Raw genomic sequence first — 15,447 nt, 5'->3', positions numbered from 1 at the left:
AAACAATGCTGGAGAAACTGAAGGAAATAGCATTCGAAGCAGGTGGCGTTATTCTGTCAATGTACGAGCTGCGTGACTATAAAACGGCCGAGAAAAAAGACGATTCTCCAGTGACTACCGCAGATCTTGTTGCCAGCGAACTAATAGAAGATCGACTCAAGCAGTCATTCCCTGATATTCCGGTTATTTCTGAAGAAAGCGAACATCAGGACTATAATGAGCGTCGTCAATGGAAGGCCTATTTTATTATCGACCCGATAGATGGTACTCAGGAGTTTATTTCCCGCTCCGGAGACTTTGCTGTCAACATTGCTTACGTAGAAAACAACGAGCCTGTCATTGGCGTTATTTTCTGGCCGGTCGGGGAAACGCTTTACTATGCTCGCAAAGGTGCTGGCGCCTTTAAACAAAAAGAGAACGAAAAGCAGTCCATAAGCGTGCGCAAGTTTAGTGACCCTCAGGCTGACCCTATTATTATTGCAATAAGCCGCCAACAGGCACGAGAGCCTGTGTTTAATCGTTTGCAGACAAAACGTGATATTCAGCCTTTACCAACGGGTAGCTGTTCACTAAAAGCCTGTTTTATTGCCGAGGGCAAAGCCGATTGTTTTTTACGTCTGGGGCCTACGGGAGAATGGGATACCGCTGCATCGCAAGTTATTGTAGGAGAAGCTGGCGGTCGCATAGTGAATGAGAACTTTGAGCCCATTACCTACAACCGTACGGTTAGTCTGCTGAACCCGAACTTCTTAGTTCTGGGTGACCAGAACGTGCCCTGGGAAGAAATATTTATTGCCCGTCAGGCTCGTTTCCGGTAACACTGTCTTTGTTGACTACATCGACACTTTCATGCAGCTCAGAGTAAACAATGACGGCTTCGCCGGACTTCAGGCGTTGCTTCAGTTGCTCCACTTTCGTTTCAAAGCTGAGCTCCTGACTGCCGTAATCGGTTCCTTCGCGCAGTACAATAGATTCCATTAAATTGTTCAGGGTTTCCTGATCAATTTCCTGCCAGGGAATGATCATTTATCCTCCGCTTGCTGCAACTCTTCTGTTAATTCTGCCAGTTCTTCTTCTGCTGTCATCCAGAGGTTTTCCTGTTGTTGCAGATCTTTTTGCGCCTGTGCCTGCTGGTCTAACAGCTTTTGCAATTTGGCTTTATTGGCATCGTCATACAAGGTGCTGTCACTCAGTTGCTCGTGAATATCGGCTAGCGTCAGCTCCAGCGAATGAATATTCTTTTCTGCCTTCTCTATTTGTTGGCGTAAAGGCTTAGTTTTTTGTCGCGCCTCGGCTTCCTTACGTTTTTGCTGTTTGCGGTCATCGCGTTGGCGAGTAGCGGGTTGCTCGCTACGTTTGTCATTAGCCGCCTGTTGCTGTAACCAATCGTGATAGGCATCTAAATCGCCGTCGAAAGTTTCTGCTTTGCCGTCGGCAACCAGACAAAATTCATCTACCGTAGTACGTAGCAAATGTCTGTCGTGCGAAACGACAATTAACGCGCCTTCGTATTCCTGCAAAGCCGCAACCAGTGCGTCCCGTAAGCCGAGATCCAGGTGGTTAGTTGGCTCATCTAGCAGTAACAAGTTAGGACGCTGGTAAATAATGAGGGCTAACGCCAATCGTGCTTTTTCCCCACCGGACATGGGTTCGACCGACCGTGTGGCCTGATCACCGGAAAATCCAAAGTTGCCTAGAAAGTCACGCAGCTTTTGTTCAGTCGCTTGTTTATCAATGCGCTGCAAGTGCAGCAGAGCTGAGGCTGCCAAGTCCAGAGTTTCCAGCTGATGCTGAGCAAAATAACCAATGCTGAGACCTGGGTTAACCAACCGCTCACCAGCCATCGGCTCCAATTCACCCGCCAGCAGTTTAATCAGCGTTGATTTACCGGCGCCGTTTCGGCCAAGCAAGCCTAACCTAGTTCCCGGCACCAAATTTAGCTTAATCTGCTCAAGAATGGTGGTGTCACCATAGCCAGCTTTGGCGTCGCGCAGCGTTAGCAGCGGATTTGGCAGCTTCTCTGGTGTTAAAAAGTGAAAGTCGATACCACTTTCGGCGCGCAGTGGCGCCTGGTTAGGCAACTTCTCAATAGCTTTTAAACGGCTCTGTGCTTGTTTGGCTTTGCTGGCTTTATAACGAAAACGGTCAACGTAAGCTTGTAAGTGCTGACGCATAACCTGAGCTTTTTCGTACTCGCTTTGTTGCTGAGCCATGTGCTCGGCGCGCTGCCGCTCAAACAGAGAGTAGTTACCGCGGTAGCTGTTCAGCTTTTTATGCTCAATATGCGTAATGTCGGTAGTGACCGAGTCGAGAAAGTCACGGTCGTGCGATATCAATAGCAGGGTTCCGTCGTACTGTTTCAGCCAGCTTTCCAGCCAGAAAATGGCGTCAACATCCAGATGGTTAGTGGGCTCATCCAGCAGCATTAAGTCGGCGCGGGCTATGAGTACCTGTGCCAAATTAAGGCGCATACGCCAACCACCGGAAAATGCTTTTACCGGCTGTTGCAATTGTTCCTGAGTAAAGCCAAGGCCAGCCATTAAACTGGCGGTTCTGGGCTGAATATCATAAGCTCCGATGGAAGCCAACTTGTCGTGACAGTGCGCAATGGCTTCGCCGTTGTTATCGCTTTCGGCCTGCGCGAGTTGCGCTTCCAACTGCCGAAACTCGGCGTCACCGTCCATTACGTAATCGATAGCGGATTTATCCAGTGCGGGAGTGTCCTGGGCTACGCTGGCAATTCGCCACTCCGCTGGCAGGTGAATATTACCGCTGTCGGCACTGAGTTCACCACGCAGCATGGCAAACAACGAGGACTTGCCGCAGCCATTACGGCCTACTAAGCCAACGCGATGTCCCGGGAATACTTGTAAGTCACTGTCTTCAAATAAAACATCACCGCCACGCAATAAGGTGATAGCTTCAGCACGGATCATAAACTACTCTTCATTTTGTACAGCTGTTCAGCTGCGGTATCATAGACGTGTTCTGCTCACAATTCTAACACAGGAGCTGTTGTGGCTAGAGAAAAGAAGCGATTTATTGCCGGGGCCGTTTGCCCCAAATGCGATGCCATGGACACACTCATGCTCTTCATCGAAAACGATACCGAACAAGTTGAGTGCGTGCAATGTAAGCACCGGTTTAGTGAACCTAAAGAGCAGGGTGGTGGTAGCCAGCGTCAGTTTGATCAGGTCATTGGGGTATTTAAGCCAGACTAAACAAATTGTAGGGAGCCATTATGACAGACACCGACGGCAGCCGTTTTATCAACTGTCTTTATCGCGTTGAGCAAGTACAGCAGGGCGAACAAAAAGCCGCTGAAGCTTGCTCGATGAACATGACGCAACTGATGTCGGCGGCCGGGAAAGCGGTTTTTCATCAGCTACAATCTTACTTTCCGGCACCGGCACGCATTGCGGTCTGTTGTGGTGAAGGCAATAACGGTGGTGATGGCTATATTGTCGCCCGACTGGCTCAGAAGGCCGGTTATCAGGTGCAAGTTTTTGCGCTTAAACCCAATGTTGAATTGCCGGAGCCAATGGAGTCTGACGCGCACAAAGCCCGCGCTGCGTGGCGTGAACAAGGCGGAAGTGAAAAGCCCTTGCTGGATTGCTCGCCCGAGCAGTTTGATGTGTTGGTGGATGCCTTATTTGGTGTCGGTTTGAATCGTGCGCTTGAGGGTGACCCGGTAAGCTGGGTTCAGCGGGTGAATGGCAGCACGACGCCAGTGGTGTCAGTGGATGTGCCGTCGGGGCTGAATGCTGATACGGGTCATGTGCCCGGTGCGGCGGTTCGCGCTCATCTGACCGTCTGTCTGGTGGCGTTAAAGCGCGGCTTGCTGACCGGGAAGGCTCAAGAGCATACCGGTGAGTTAAAACTTGAAGATTTAGGTATTGGCGGCACGTTTAGACAGCAAAATGAAGCCGACTGGTTCAGGGTTAATGCAGGCCGGGTTGGCGGCTGGCTAGCGCCTCGTTCACGCTGCACTCACAAAGGTGAGCAAGGACACGTGCTAATTGTCGGTGGTCAGCCGGGCATGTCCGGAGCTGTGATATTGGCAATGCAGTCGGCGCTGCGTGCGGGGGCGGGCAAAGTGTCCGTGGCGTGTCATCCGCAGGTGCAGGCAATTGTTGCGGCAGCTCAGCCTGAAGCTATGGTGCATGGCATAAAAGAAACCGATGCTCTTAAGCCGCTGCTGCGAGAAGCTTCTGCTGTTGCTTTGGGGCCCGGGTTGGGGCAAGGCTCCTGGAGTCAGGAGGTTTTTTCGCAGGTGATGGAAACCGATGTGCTGAAAGTTATTGATGCCGATGGTTTAAATCTATTAGCCAGTAACCCCGTTCATTCACCCAAATTATTACTAACACCGCACCCTGGTGAAGCCGCACGGTTACTGCAAATTACGACCGATGAAATAGCGTCGGATCGTTTTGCTGCGGCAACAAAACTACGTGAAAAATACGGTGCGCAGGTACTACTTAAAGGTGCGGGGTCTTTGCTGGTAACCGACAGAGGTAGGTGTTTGATTGACCGCGGTTCACCAGCAATGGCCTCCGGTGGCATGGGCGACCTGTTAACCGGATTAATCGCGGGCTTATTAGCGCAAAGAATGGCTCCGGCACAAGCGCTGATTGCGGGTAGCCTATGGCATGCTATAGCGGGCGAAGAGGCAGGAAACGATGGTGAGAGGGGAACCTTAGCTTCGGATCTGTTGCCTTATATACGACAGTTGGTGAACGGATATGGAAGGGATGATGACTGAGGTACACCAATGTGAGTTGGCTGATGAAGAGGAAACGTTAGCACTTGCGAAGAAATTTTCACAAGTTTTACAGACCCCTTTAGTGGTTTATCTGAGAGGCGAGTTAGGTGCCGGAAAAACGGCGTTTTGTCGCGGTGTTATTCAGGCTATGGGGCATTCAGGGGCGGTGAAAAGTCCGACCTATACTCTTGTTGAGCCTTACCAGCTTCAGGGCTGGCGTATTCATCATTTCGATTTATATCGATTGGCAGATCCGGAAGAGCTCGAATATATGGGAATTCGAGATTATTTTTCTGAAGATACGTTAAACTTTATAGAGTGGCCCGATAAAGGCTATGGTTGGCTTCCCGGTGCGGACATTGAGATAAGAATCGAGTATGCTGGCACGGGTCGTAAACTTACTTTCAGTGCGCTAACTGAAGCCGGACAACAAATAATTAAAACATTATGATGAAGCGATTTTGGGTGTTTTTGTTTGCTTGTGTTCCTTTGTGGGCCTGGGCCGACAACAGTATAGACAGTGTGCGTGTGTGGCCATCTCCGGATAAAACGCGGGTGGTTTTCGACTTGTCGGACACTCCCGACTATTCTTACTTTACGTTGTATCAGCAAAAGCCTTACCGGCTGGTTATTGATTTTAACAATACTTCGTTAAAAGCGGGTTTGGCGAACTTGGGCGAAGAATCGCTGCTGGTCGATAAAATTCGCACAAGCTCACCTAAGAACGCTAACAGTACCCGTATTGTTATTGAGCTGGACTCTAAAAGCGACGCTAACCTTTTTACCTTGCCAGCTAATGAGTCCTATAAAGATCGGTTGGTGGTTGATTTACCCGGTAAATCCAAAGAGCTGAGCGGGCCGGCAAAATCGGTTTCAGAGCTGAAAGACAGGCGCGTAACCATAGCAATTGATGCCGGGCATGGTGGTGATGACCCGGGCTCTATTGGTCCACGCGGAACTTACGAAAAACACGTCGTTATTCGTATTGCCCGTGCATTGGCCAAACTCATTAATGATGACCCTGGTATGCAGGCTTATTTGATTCGAACCGGGGACTACTATGTTGGCCTTAACGAGCGGCCGCAAAAAGCCTGGGATGCCAAAGCCGACTTTTTTGTTTCGATTCACGCGGATGCATTTCGAACGCCACAGCCCAGCGGAGGTTCGGTCTGGGTGTTATCCAAACGTCGCGCAGACTCTGAAGTGGGTCGTTGGCTTGAGAACCGTGAGCAGCAATCTGAGTTGCTTGGCGGGGTCACCGATATTCTGAGTAAGAACGGGCATGAACCTTATTTAGCTGAAACTTTGTTAGACATGTCAATGGACAGTTCCATCGCAGGAGCTTACACGGCGGCAAAACATATTATCGATGAAATGTCGACGATAACTAAAATGCATAAAAAGACCCCCCAGGCGGCTAGTCTGGCGGTCTTGAAGTCACCAGATAAACCCTCTTTGTTGGTGGAAACCGGCTTTATTTCAAACCCGCGTGAAGAGCAGCTGTTAACCAGTAATGCTCATCAGCAAAAGCTGGCCCGGGCTCTTTATAATGGTATTCGCCGTTATTTTGTCAGTAACCCAATAGATAACACTTACCTGGCAAACCAAAGTAGCTTTAGCTACACAGTGAAGTCAGGCGATTCTTTGTCGGTACTGGCACAGCGATATAACACCACAGTGAAAGCCATAAAATCTGAAAATAAACTGACCAGCAACAGCCTGAAAATCGGTCAGAAACTGACGATTCCGAGTCGCTGATGGCCATTCAACAATTACCTATAGAACTCGCTAACCAAATTGCTGCGGGCGAAGTGGTTGAGCGCCCTTCGTCGGTGGTGAAAGAGCTGGTCGAGAACGCTTTAGACGCGGGGGCTACGCAGTTAACTCTGGATATAGAGCAGGGTGGTAGCAAGCGCATCCGAATTCGCGATAACGGCGGTGGTATTGTTAAGCAGGAGCTGACACTGGCACTGAGCCGTCACGCCACCAGTAAAATTCAGAGTCTGGACGATTTAGAGCATATTGGTAGCCTGGGGTTTCGGGGAGAAGCTCTGGCCAGTATCAGTTCTGTGTCGCGATTGCGCTTAATATCCAAGCCGCCAGAGCAGAAAGAAGCTTGGCAGGCGTGGGCCGAAGGTAGGGATATGCAAGTGACTGTTGAACCAGCTGCGCATCCGGACGGCACAACCGTCGATATACAGGATCTATTCTTTAATACGCCAGCCAGACGTAAGTTTTTACGCACAGAAAAAACTGAATTCAGCCACATAGATGAAGTTATAAAACGGATTGCGCTTAGCCGTTTTGAAGTTGGATTCCAGCTTAATCATAACGGCAAATCGGTAAGAGCGTTTCCTTCTGCTCAGACTGAAAAACAGCAATTACAACGGTTGGCGAAAATTTGCGGCGGTGGATTTGCTGAGCAGGCTTCAGCAATTGACGCTGTTGATGGTGACTTCCACTTAAGTGGCTGGTTAGTCCCGCCGGAGCATTGTCGGCATCAGGGGGATATTCAGCATTTTTTTGTCAACGGCCGAATGATGCGCGATAAATTGTTATCGCATGCGGTACGTCAGGCCTACGAAAAATATTTGCCGAACGAGCGGGTACCGACCTTTGTACTTTACTTTGAACTGCCTGCAGAAGAAGTCGATGTGAATGTGCATCCGGCAAAGCATGAAGTCCGCTTTCACCGCCAGCGACAAGTGCATGACTTTATTCTGACCCGCATTGAACAGGCTTTAAACCAGTTGGTTGCCACAGAAAACGGACAACCTGCGATGAGTCATCAGCATTCTTACAGCTCGCATGAACGGTCATCAGGGACCCAGTCGAACTCCTGTCGGGGCGCGTCAGGTGCGAGTTTTCTGGGTGAGAGAAAAGCATCCGGGTCGTTGTTGCCAAATGCCGCACGGGCCCATCAAAGCAATGCTGGCACGCAGCTAAACACGGAGTCAGAGGCAGAGTTTAAAGCGGCACAAAACTGGCGTGTGCTGTCGGTGTTTAATGGTGTTTATGCTCTTATTCGCAATGAGTACAGTCTGGCCTGGCTTAATCTGGCTAAAGTTCACATTGAGTGTGTTAGCAGAAAACTTACTCAGCAATTGCAGGACGGACTGAACGGGCAGCCTTTACTGGTTCCTGTGGCAATCAGTTTGGCGAATCTGCCCGGTCCTGCAAGTCAGTGGCCGCAGCAGCAATTAAACCAGTGCGGTGTGGTGTATAAAATTCAGCGTGAGCAGGCAATTATCGAGCAAATGCCGGAAATGTTACGTCAGGGTAATGTAGTGAGCGGTTTCTCCCAATTACTGACATTACTGACCGAAGGCGCTGAAGCTGATCAACTGGCTCATTGGTTGGCACAGTTTTCCGGTCTTGAATCATACAGTCTGACTCAGGCAGAGCACTGGCTTATTCAGTGGCGTTCGCAATTGGCTGAAAGCGCGGATGTGTTGCAAAAGTTGCCGTTACCCGGAGAGAATAATGCATAGCAAGGACGCCGTTATTGCCATTTATGGGCCTACAGCTTCAGGGAAAACCGCGTTATCGCTGGCGCTTTGTGAGCAACTGGACTGTGAGATTATTTCTGTCGATTCTGCGTTGATTTATCGGGGAATGGATATTGGTACCGCGAAACCCAGCGCCGAAGAGCAAAACTTAGTTCCTCATCACTTGCTGGATATTCGCGACCCTGCCGAAACTTATTCGGCGGCCGACTTCCAAAAAGACGCTTTGGCTTTAATTGATGATATTCAGCAACGTGGCAAGGTGCCTTTGTTGGTTGGCGGAACCATGTTGTACTTTAAGGCGTTGCTGGAAGGGCTTTCCCATTTGCCCGAGTCCGATACCAGCGTGCGTGAGAAACTGACCGCCGAACTGCATGAGAAAGGTTTAGCCGAACTGCACAGTCGGCTGCAAAAGGTTGATCCCACAAGTGCGAAACGCATTCACCCTAACGATCCTCAGCGAATTCTGCGAGCTTTGGAGGTTTATGAAATTGCGGGCAAACCCCTGACAGAACTTACCAGGGAGCGTCATGGTCAGTTAACTAAACCCATTTATCAGTTTGCGGTGGCGCCAGTTGACCGGAAAGTTTTACATCAGCGTATAGAACAGCGTTTCGACCATATGTTGGCGCAACCTTTTAAAGAGGAAGTTGCAACTTTGTTTGCCAGATCCGATTTGCATCCGGACCTTCCGTCCTTACGCAGTGTTGGCTATCGGCAAATGTGGCAGCACCTGGCCGGAGAGCTAAGCTATGATGAAATGCGCGAACGCGGAATTATTGCTACCCGACAGTTGGCGAAAAGACAAATGACCTGGCTGCGGGGCTGGCCGGGAGTGCACTGGCTGGAAACCGGCGACCTCAATATGCAGGCGAAAGTCATGACAGCAATGCAGCAGCCCGCAGAGATTTTTAATAGTAAGGATTGAAATTAGACGACCAAGGCCGCAGATCCAATTCTGGACTAAATGAGTAATTCTTAACGTTTTTCTTATTGCAAAAATTCTTTACTGGTCTAGTGTGTCTATACAGGGAACTGCAAATTGGCAGTGCTGTAGCTTACTATTTACACATTGGATATTAATAACGATAAAAAGGAATCCAAGATGGCTAAGGGGCAAACTTTACAAGACCCATTCTTAAATGCGTTACGTCGTGAGCGCATACCAGTATCTATTTACTTAGTTAATGGCATTAAACTGCAGGGACAAATTGAGTCTTTTGATCAATTCGTTGTCTTATTAAAGAATACGGTTAGCCAAATGGTGTATAAGCATGCAATTTCAACAGTTGTACCTGCGCGTATTCCTCAAAATTATTTGCCGCAACAAGCTGGCGAAGATATGGCTGAAATAGAAGATTAATGGTGAAAGAGAGGTCTGAACAACTTGTTCGATAGGTATGAAGGTGGCGACTACGCAATATTGGTTCATGTGGATTTACCCGCGGAAGTTGACCGAGAAGATCTCTCCGAATTACAACTTTTAGCTGATTCTTCGGGCGTGAAAACTATGGGAGTGATGACTACAAGTCGTAACTCCCCAACCCCCAGATACTTTGTTGGTAGTGGTAAGGCAGAAGAAATTGCCGAGCAGGTAAAGCTGCTGGACGCTAACATTGTTATCTTTAATCACGCGTTATCACCAACGCAAGAGCGAAATCTGGAAGCCATTTGCAAATGTCGGGTGTTAGATCGTACGGGTCTTATTCTAGATATTTTTGCGCAGCGGGCACGAACCCACGAAGGTAAGTTGCAGGTTGAATTAGCGCAACTGCGTCATATATCGACACGACTGGTGCGAGGCTGGACTCACCTTGAGAGACAAAAAGGTGGTATTGGTTTACGTGGGCCCGGTGAAACCCAGCTTGAGACCGACAGACGCTTAATTCGCGGACGTATTAAAAATATTTTAAAGCGCCTGGAGAAAGTCCAGAAACAGCGGGAGCAGGGGCGTCGGGCTCGTAAAAAGGCGGATATTCCTACCGTATCGCTGGTGGGTTATACCAACGCAGGTAAATCGACGCTATTTAATCGCCTGACGGAAGCTGGCGTTTATGCAGCGGATCAGCTATTCGCAACACTTGACCCAACCCTTAGAAAACTTGCAGTAGAAGATATTGGTGAAGTGATTCTGGCTGACACCGTTGGTTTTATTCGTCACTTACCTCATGACCTGGTCGCAGCTTTTAAAGCGACGCTACAGGAAACTCAAGAGGCCGATTTATTGTTACATGTGGTTGATGTCAGCGACGAACAGCAGCAAAATAATATTGATCAGGTTGCTGAGGTGTTGGAAGAAATCGATGCTGGCGATGTACCACAGTTAATTATTTGTAATAAAATAGATCAAGTGGAAGGGGCCGAGCCCCGGATTGATTACGATGACAATCAAAGGCCAATAAGGGTCTGGGTTTCAGCGCAGCAAGACCTTGGCATTGAGGAAGTACTGGAGGCTTTACGGCAGATACTTGGCCCGCAGATGGTCGAGCTGACTCTGAAAATCCCCCACTCAATGGGTAAATTACGTGGTACATTATACCGTTGGAATAGCGTGACATCGGAAGATGTTAACGAAAATGGTGAACTTGCGTTGCAAGTGCGCATGTCATCGGTAGACTGGCAGCGTTTACACAAGGCTTATGGCGACCAACTGGACGACTTAGTCGTGCAGCAATAGAATTTTTTATAGCAACAGTTTTCTTAAAAAACTTGGAGCACTCAATGGCTTGGAATCAACCGGGAAACGGTAATAACAATGACCGTGACCCATGGAAAAATCAAGGCGGCAAAGATCAAGGGCCGCCTGATCTCGACGAAGCAGTTCGCAAACTGTTTTCCAAATTCGGTTTTGGTGGGAAAAAAGGCGGCGGCTCGGGCGGCAGTTCAGGTATCCCGGCAAAAGGCGTCGGCATTATCGCAATTATTGCGATAATTGTTTGGTTTATCGCTGGTTTTTATACGGTTAAAGAAGCAGACCGTGGTGTTGTGCTGCGTTTCGGTCAGTTTCATACCCTGGTTGAGTCGGGACTTCACTGGCGCCCCGTGTTTATTGATTCGGTAGAACATGTAGACGTAAACAACATCCGCTCAGATAAAACTGATGGCTACATGCTGACTCAGGATGAGAACGTGGTTCGTGTGGAGCTGGATGTTCAGTATCGCGTTGTTGATCCGCGTGCGTATTTATTTAACGTAGAAAATGCTGATGGTGTTTTATCACGAGCTACTGACAGTGCCTTACGTTTTGTGGTGGGTCACACAACAATGGATGAAGTGCTGACTCGTGGTCGTGAGGAAGTCAGAGCGAATACTCTGGATATGCTCGAAAAAACGATGAATCCATACACGGTTGGTTTGCAGGTAGTTGATATTAACTTGCTGCCAGCACGGCCACCGGAGGCTGTTAAAGACGCCTTTGATGATGCTATATCGGCACAGGAAGATGAAGAACGATTCATTCGTGAAGCTGAAGCTTATGCCCGCGAAGTAGAACCCTTGGCACGAGGCCAGGTACGTCGTATGTTGCAGGAAGCGCAAGCTTATCGTGAGCAAATTATTCTTGAGGCTCAGGGTGAAGTTGCTCGCTTTGAAGAATTGCTGCCTCAATATCAAAACGCACCTGAAGTTACGCGTCAGCGTATCTACCTTGATACTCTGCAGGAGCTTTATGCGAAAACGCCTAAGGTACTGGTTGACGTTGAAGGTGGTAACAACATGATGTACTTACCACTAGAAAAACTTCTCGAAAAGCAAGGTCGTAATACAAATTCATTCTCTCCGACGCGTATTCCTGAAGATGTTTCAGGTGGTTCCTCAAGTACTGGAACAGAGACACAAAATACGCGCAGCAGTAACCGCAGCGGAGGTCGAAACTAATGAAAAACCTAATCGCAATAATTGTTGTGGTCCTGGTCGTTCTGGGTCTTTCCTCCGTTTATGTAGTTAAGGAAGGCGAACGCGCCATCTTAATTCAGTTCGGTAAGGTCGAGCGTAATGCAGAAACTGGTGAAGCTATGGTTTTCGAACCCGGTTTACACTTTAAAATCCCTTTCATTGAACAAGTGAAAAGACTGGATGCCCGCCTGCAAACATTAGACGGAGATCCTGACCGCTTTGTCACCAGTGAGAAAAAGGATTTGATTGTTGATACCTACGTTATGTGGCGTATTAATGACTTCTCTACTTTCTATCTGAGTACTAATGGCGGTAACTACCTCCAGGCTGAAGCTCTGTTAACTCGTCGTATTAACAGCGGTTTGCGTAGTGAATTTGGTAACCGTACCATTTCTGACATTGTTTCTGGTGAGCGTGATGAGTTAATGCGTGAAGCTTTAATACAAGGTTCAGAAAGTGCTTCAGATTTAGGTGTTGAAGTGCTGGATGTTCGTGTTATGCAAATTAACTTGCCAACTGAAGTGAGTCAGTCCATTTATCAACGTATGCGTGCAGAGCGTAAAGCTGTGGCCACAGAACATCGTTCTGAAGGTAAAGAGCAGGCAGAGTTTATCCGTGCCGATGTTGACGCGCGTGTAACGGTAATGCTTGCTGATGCAAAACGTCAGTCACGTGAATTACGTGGTGAAGGTGATGCGCAGGCAGCGAAAATCTACGCTGATGCTTATCAGAAAGATGCAGAGTTCTTTGCATTTATTCGCAGCATGGAAGCTTATGGCAGTTCCTTTGGCTCTGGCAATGATATGTTAGTGCTTGATGCGAACAGTGACTTTTTCCGTTATTTACAAAATATGATGGGAAAAACCGAAGAGTAATCATGACCGAGCGTCTGATGTGACCATCAGGCGCTCACCTCCGATGTACAAACCCTCCGATTAAAGGTAAGATCGCTCCGATTTTTTTTACGCGGGGCAATCATGAGTCAGAACGTTGTAATTCTAGGCACCCAATGGGGTGACGAAGGCAAAGGTAAAATTGTTGACCTGTTAACCGATAAGGCCACTATGGTTGTGCGGTATCAGGGCGGACATAACGCTGGGCACACATTGGTTATTGACGGTGAAAAAACCGTTCTGCATTTAATTCCTTCAGGTATTTTGCGCAAAAATGTTCAATGCGTTATTGGCAACGGTGTGGTTTTATCACCCGAAGCACTGATGGAAGAAATGGCAATGCTGAAAGAACGAAATGTTCCAGTTGCTGACCGTTTGCGTATCAGCAAAGCTTGTCCATTAATCCTGCCGTTCCATGTAGCTCTTGATCAGGCACGTGAACGCGCGCGTGGCAGCGAGGCTATTGGCACAACGGGGCGTGGTATTGGCCCTGCGTATGAAGACAAAGTTGCACGTCGTGGTCTGCGTGTTGGTGACTTATTTGATATGAAACGCTTTGGTGAGAAGCTGAAAGAGTTGGTGGATTATCACAACTTCTCTTTAGTGGAATACTACAAAGCTGACGCTATTGATTTCGATACCGTACTTAAGCAATGTGAAGAGTTCGCGGAAGTATTAAAACCTATGGTGATTGATGTACCTGCTTTACTCGATAAAGCGCGTAAAAACGGTGAATCAATCATGTTTGAAGGTGCGCAGGGTACTTTGCTGGATATCGACCACGGTACATACCCTTATGTGACCTCTTCCAATACAACGGCTGGTGGTGTTGCAACCGGAGCCGGTTTTGGTCCTCGTTATATTGATTACGTGTTAGGCATTGTCAAAGCCTATACCACTCGCGTAGGTAGTGGTCCGTTCCCGACTGAACTTGATTGCGAAGTGGGGCAGCATTTAGGTGAAAAAGGCCATGAGTTTGGTGCAACGACCGGCCGTAAACGTCGTACTGGCTGGATAGATGCCGTGGCAATGCGACGCGCAGTACAAATCAACTCTATTAGTGGCTTCTGTTTAACCAAGCTAGATGTATTAGACGGTCTTGAAGAGTTAAAGATTTGTATTGGCTATCAGCTCTCCGATGGCAGTGTGACAGAGCATCCGCCGCTGTCTGCGGAAGACTATGAAGTGGTAGAGCCCATTTACGAAACAATGCCGGGCTGGCAGCAAAGCACTGTTGGCATAACAGAGCATAAAGAGTTACCGCCAGAAGCTTTAGCTTATATCGCTCGTATCGAGGCGTTAACCGGTGTACCGGTAGATATCATTTCGACCGGCCCTGATCGTAAAGAAACCATTGTTTTACGTCACCCATTTGGGCAGTAAGAAAAAGTAGTGTATGTTACTAAAAGACGGTCAGTTTTTATTCGATGTAGATAAAAACTGACCAGTCAGAACAAAAAATTAAAAAAATTACGCGCACCTATTGCACTATCAAATCTAGTACCATAGAATGCGCTCCACCTAACCGGTGGTGCCGGCATAGCTCAGTTGGTAGAGCAACTGACTTGTAATCAGTAGGTCCCGAGTTCGACTCTTGGTGCCGGCACCAATTTAAATTGCAAGACACGGGAGGGGTTCCCGAGTGGCCAAAGGGATCAGACTGTAAATCTGACGGCTCAGCCTTCGCAGGTTCGAATCCTGCCCCCTCCACCACGCAATTTCCTTGGTTTTGAAGTGGCCTCATAAAATTGTGAATTTGCGGGTGTCGTATAGTGGCTATTACCTCAGCCTTCCAAGCTGATGACGCGGGTTCGATTCCCGCCACCCGCTCCACATTCCGTCAGTGCTGATATAGCTCAGTTGGTAGAGCGCACCCTTGGTAAGGGTGAGGTCGGCGGTTCGAATCCGCCTATCAGCACCATTTCAATTTAGGCCCCTAATAAACCTCGGTCATGCTTTTTAGCTTAGGTAACACACCGAAGAATTTTGTTAGAGAGGCTGCAATGTCTAAAGAAAAATTTGAACGTTCGAAGCCGCACGTAAACGTCGGCACCATCGGTCACGTTGACCACGGTAAAACAACACTAACTGCTGCTATCACAACTGTTTTGGCAAAAGTTTATGGTGGTGCGGCGAAAGACTTCGCAGCCATCGATAACGCGCCAGAAGAGAAAGAGCGTGGCATTACTATTTCAACGTCACACGTTGAATATGACACGCCAACTCGTCACTACGCACACGTAGACTGCCCAGGGCACGCTGACTATGTTAAAAACATGATCACCGGTGCGGCGCAGATGGACGGCGCAATCTTAGTAGTAGCGGCAACAGACGGTCCAATGCCGCAGACTCGTGAGCACATCCTGCTTTCACGTCAGGTAGGCGTACCTTA

Annotated in this window: 15 protein-coding genes and 4 tRNA genes; 17 read left to right on the top strand and 2 right to left on the bottom strand. The window is 48.4% G+C overall.

Annotation, left to right across the window (positions count from 1 at the left end; genetic code table 11):
- The first annotated feature begins 5 nt into the window (after positions 1–5).
- The gene (cysQ, locus tag RJ32_RS02510) at positions 6–818 is read left to right on the top strand and encodes a 3'(2'),5'-bisphosphate nucleotidase CysQ (RefSeq protein WP_181813911.1); all 813 of its coding nucleotides are present in this window, start codon (positions 6–8) and stop codon (positions 816–818) included.
- Here the strand turns inward: cysQ and RJ32_RS02505 are convergent.
- Both RJ32_RS02505 and RJ32_RS02500 read right to left on the bottom strand, forming a co-directional pair.
- Complete coding sequence (locus RJ32_RS02505; protein WP_011233587.1) at positions 790–1,026, bottom strand: YheU family protein; 237 nt, start codon at positions 1,024–1,026, stop codon at positions 790–792. The genes cysQ and RJ32_RS02505 overlap by 29 nt on opposite strands.
- Positions 1,023–2,936 carry an ATP-binding cassette domain-containing protein gene (locus RJ32_RS02500; protein ID WP_011233588.1) on the bottom strand — a complete coding sequence of 638 codons (1,914 nt, stop codon included), beginning with the start codon at positions 2,934–2,936 and terminating at the stop codon, positions 1,023–1,025. The genes RJ32_RS02505 and RJ32_RS02500 overlap by 4 nt, the downstream gene beginning before the upstream one ends.
- Before the next feature lie 81 nt (positions 2,937–3,017).
- Here RJ32_RS02500 and RJ32_RS02495 point away from each other — a divergent pair, with 81 nt between their 5' ends.
- The 16 genes from RJ32_RS02495 to RJ32_RS02420 all read left to right on the top strand — a co-directional run.
- Positions 3,018–3,221 (top strand): YheV family putative zinc ribbon protein, encoded by a 204-nt coding sequence (locus RJ32_RS02495; RefSeq protein WP_011233589.1) that lies wholly within the window; start codon positions 3,018–3,020, stop codon positions 3,219–3,221.
- A 20-nt stretch (positions 3,222–3,241) separates the two neighbouring features.
- Positions 3,242–4,762, top strand: coding sequence for a bifunctional ADP-dependent NAD(P)H-hydrate dehydratase/NAD(P)H-hydrate epimerase (locus tag RJ32_RS02490; RefSeq protein WP_034818803.1), 1,521 nt, complete (start codon positions 3,242–3,244; stop codon positions 4,760–4,762).
- Positions 4,755–5,213, top strand: coding sequence for a tRNA (adenosine(37)-N6)-threonylcarbamoyltransferase complex ATPase subunit type 1 TsaE (gene tsaE, locus RJ32_RS02485; RefSeq protein WP_034818801.1), 459 nt, complete (start codon positions 4,755–4,757; stop codon positions 5,211–5,213). The genes RJ32_RS02490 and tsaE overlap by 8 nt, the downstream gene beginning before the upstream one ends.
- A complete protein-coding gene (locus RJ32_RS02480; RefSeq protein ID WP_051018716.1) occupies positions 5,210–6,520 on the top strand; it encodes an N-acetylmuramoyl-L-alanine amidase in 1,311 nt (436 codons plus the stop codon). Before tsaE ends, RJ32_RS02480 begins: the two co-directional genes overlap by 4 nt.
- Positions 6,520–8,253, top strand: coding sequence for a DNA mismatch repair endonuclease MutL (gene mutL / locus RJ32_RS02475; RefSeq protein WP_034818797.1), 1,734 nt, complete (start codon positions 6,520–6,522; stop codon positions 8,251–8,253). Before RJ32_RS02480 ends, mutL begins: the two co-directional genes overlap by 1 nt.
- Complete coding sequence (miaA, locus tag RJ32_RS02470; RefSeq protein ID WP_034818795.1) at positions 8,246–9,196, top strand: tRNA (adenosine(37)-N6)-dimethylallyltransferase MiaA; 951 nt, start codon at positions 8,246–8,248, stop codon at positions 9,194–9,196. Before mutL ends, miaA begins: the two co-directional genes overlap by 8 nt.
- 177 nt (positions 9,197–9,373) lie before the next feature.
- Complete coding sequence (gene hfq / locus RJ32_RS02465) at positions 9,374–9,631, top strand: RNA chaperone Hfq (protein WP_011233595.1); 258 nt, start codon at positions 9,374–9,376, stop codon at positions 9,629–9,631.
- 24 nt (positions 9,632–9,655) lie between these two features.
- Positions 9,656–10,945: a ribosome rescue GTPase HflX gene (gene hflX / locus RJ32_RS02460; RefSeq protein ID WP_034818792.1), complete on the top strand. Its 1,290-nt coding sequence runs from the start codon at positions 9,656–9,658 to the stop codon at positions 10,943–10,945.
- Positions 10,946–10,989: 44 nt separating this feature from the next.
- Complete coding sequence (gene hflK, locus RJ32_RS02455) at positions 10,990–12,144, top strand: FtsH protease activity modulator HflK (RefSeq protein ID WP_034818790.1); 1,155 nt, start codon at positions 10,990–10,992, stop codon at positions 12,142–12,144.
- Complete coding sequence (gene hflC, locus RJ32_RS02450; RefSeq protein ID WP_034818788.1) at positions 12,144–13,037, top strand: protease modulator HflC; 894 nt, start codon at positions 12,144–12,146, stop codon at positions 13,035–13,037. The genes hflK and hflC overlap by 1 nt, the downstream gene beginning before the upstream one ends.
- Before the next feature lie 102 nt (positions 13,038–13,139).
- Positions 13,140–14,438 carry an adenylosuccinate synthase gene (locus RJ32_RS02445; protein WP_034818786.1) on the top strand — a complete coding sequence of 433 codons (1,299 nt, stop codon included), beginning with the start codon at positions 13,140–13,142 and terminating at the stop codon, positions 14,436–14,438.
- Between the two features lie 150 nt (positions 14,439–14,588).
- Positions 14,589–14,664 (top strand) — tRNA-Thr (locus RJ32_RS02440).
- A 19-nt stretch (positions 14,665–14,683) separates the two neighbouring features.
- Positions 14,684–14,768 (top strand) — tRNA-Tyr (locus RJ32_RS02435).
- Between the two features lie 45 nt (positions 14,769–14,813).
- A tRNA-Gly gene (locus RJ32_RS02430) sits at positions 14,814–14,888 on the top strand.
- Positions 14,889–14,900: 12 nt separating this feature from the next.
- Positions 14,901–14,976, top strand: a tRNA-Thr gene (locus tag RJ32_RS02425).
- An 82-nt stretch (positions 14,977–15,058) separates the two neighbouring features.
- Positions 15,059–15,447: GTP-binding protein (locus tag RJ32_RS02420; protein WP_034818770.1), on the top strand; the 389-nt coding region annotated here is incomplete at its 3' end.

Source organism: Idiomarina sp. 28-8 (assembly GCF_000320945.2).
GTDB lineage: Bacteria > Pseudomonadota > Gammaproteobacteria > Enterobacterales > Alteromonadaceae > Idiomarina > Idiomarina loihiensis.
Note: the sequence above shows the minus strand (reverse complement) of the source record. Positions and strands in the feature narration are given on the sequence as shown.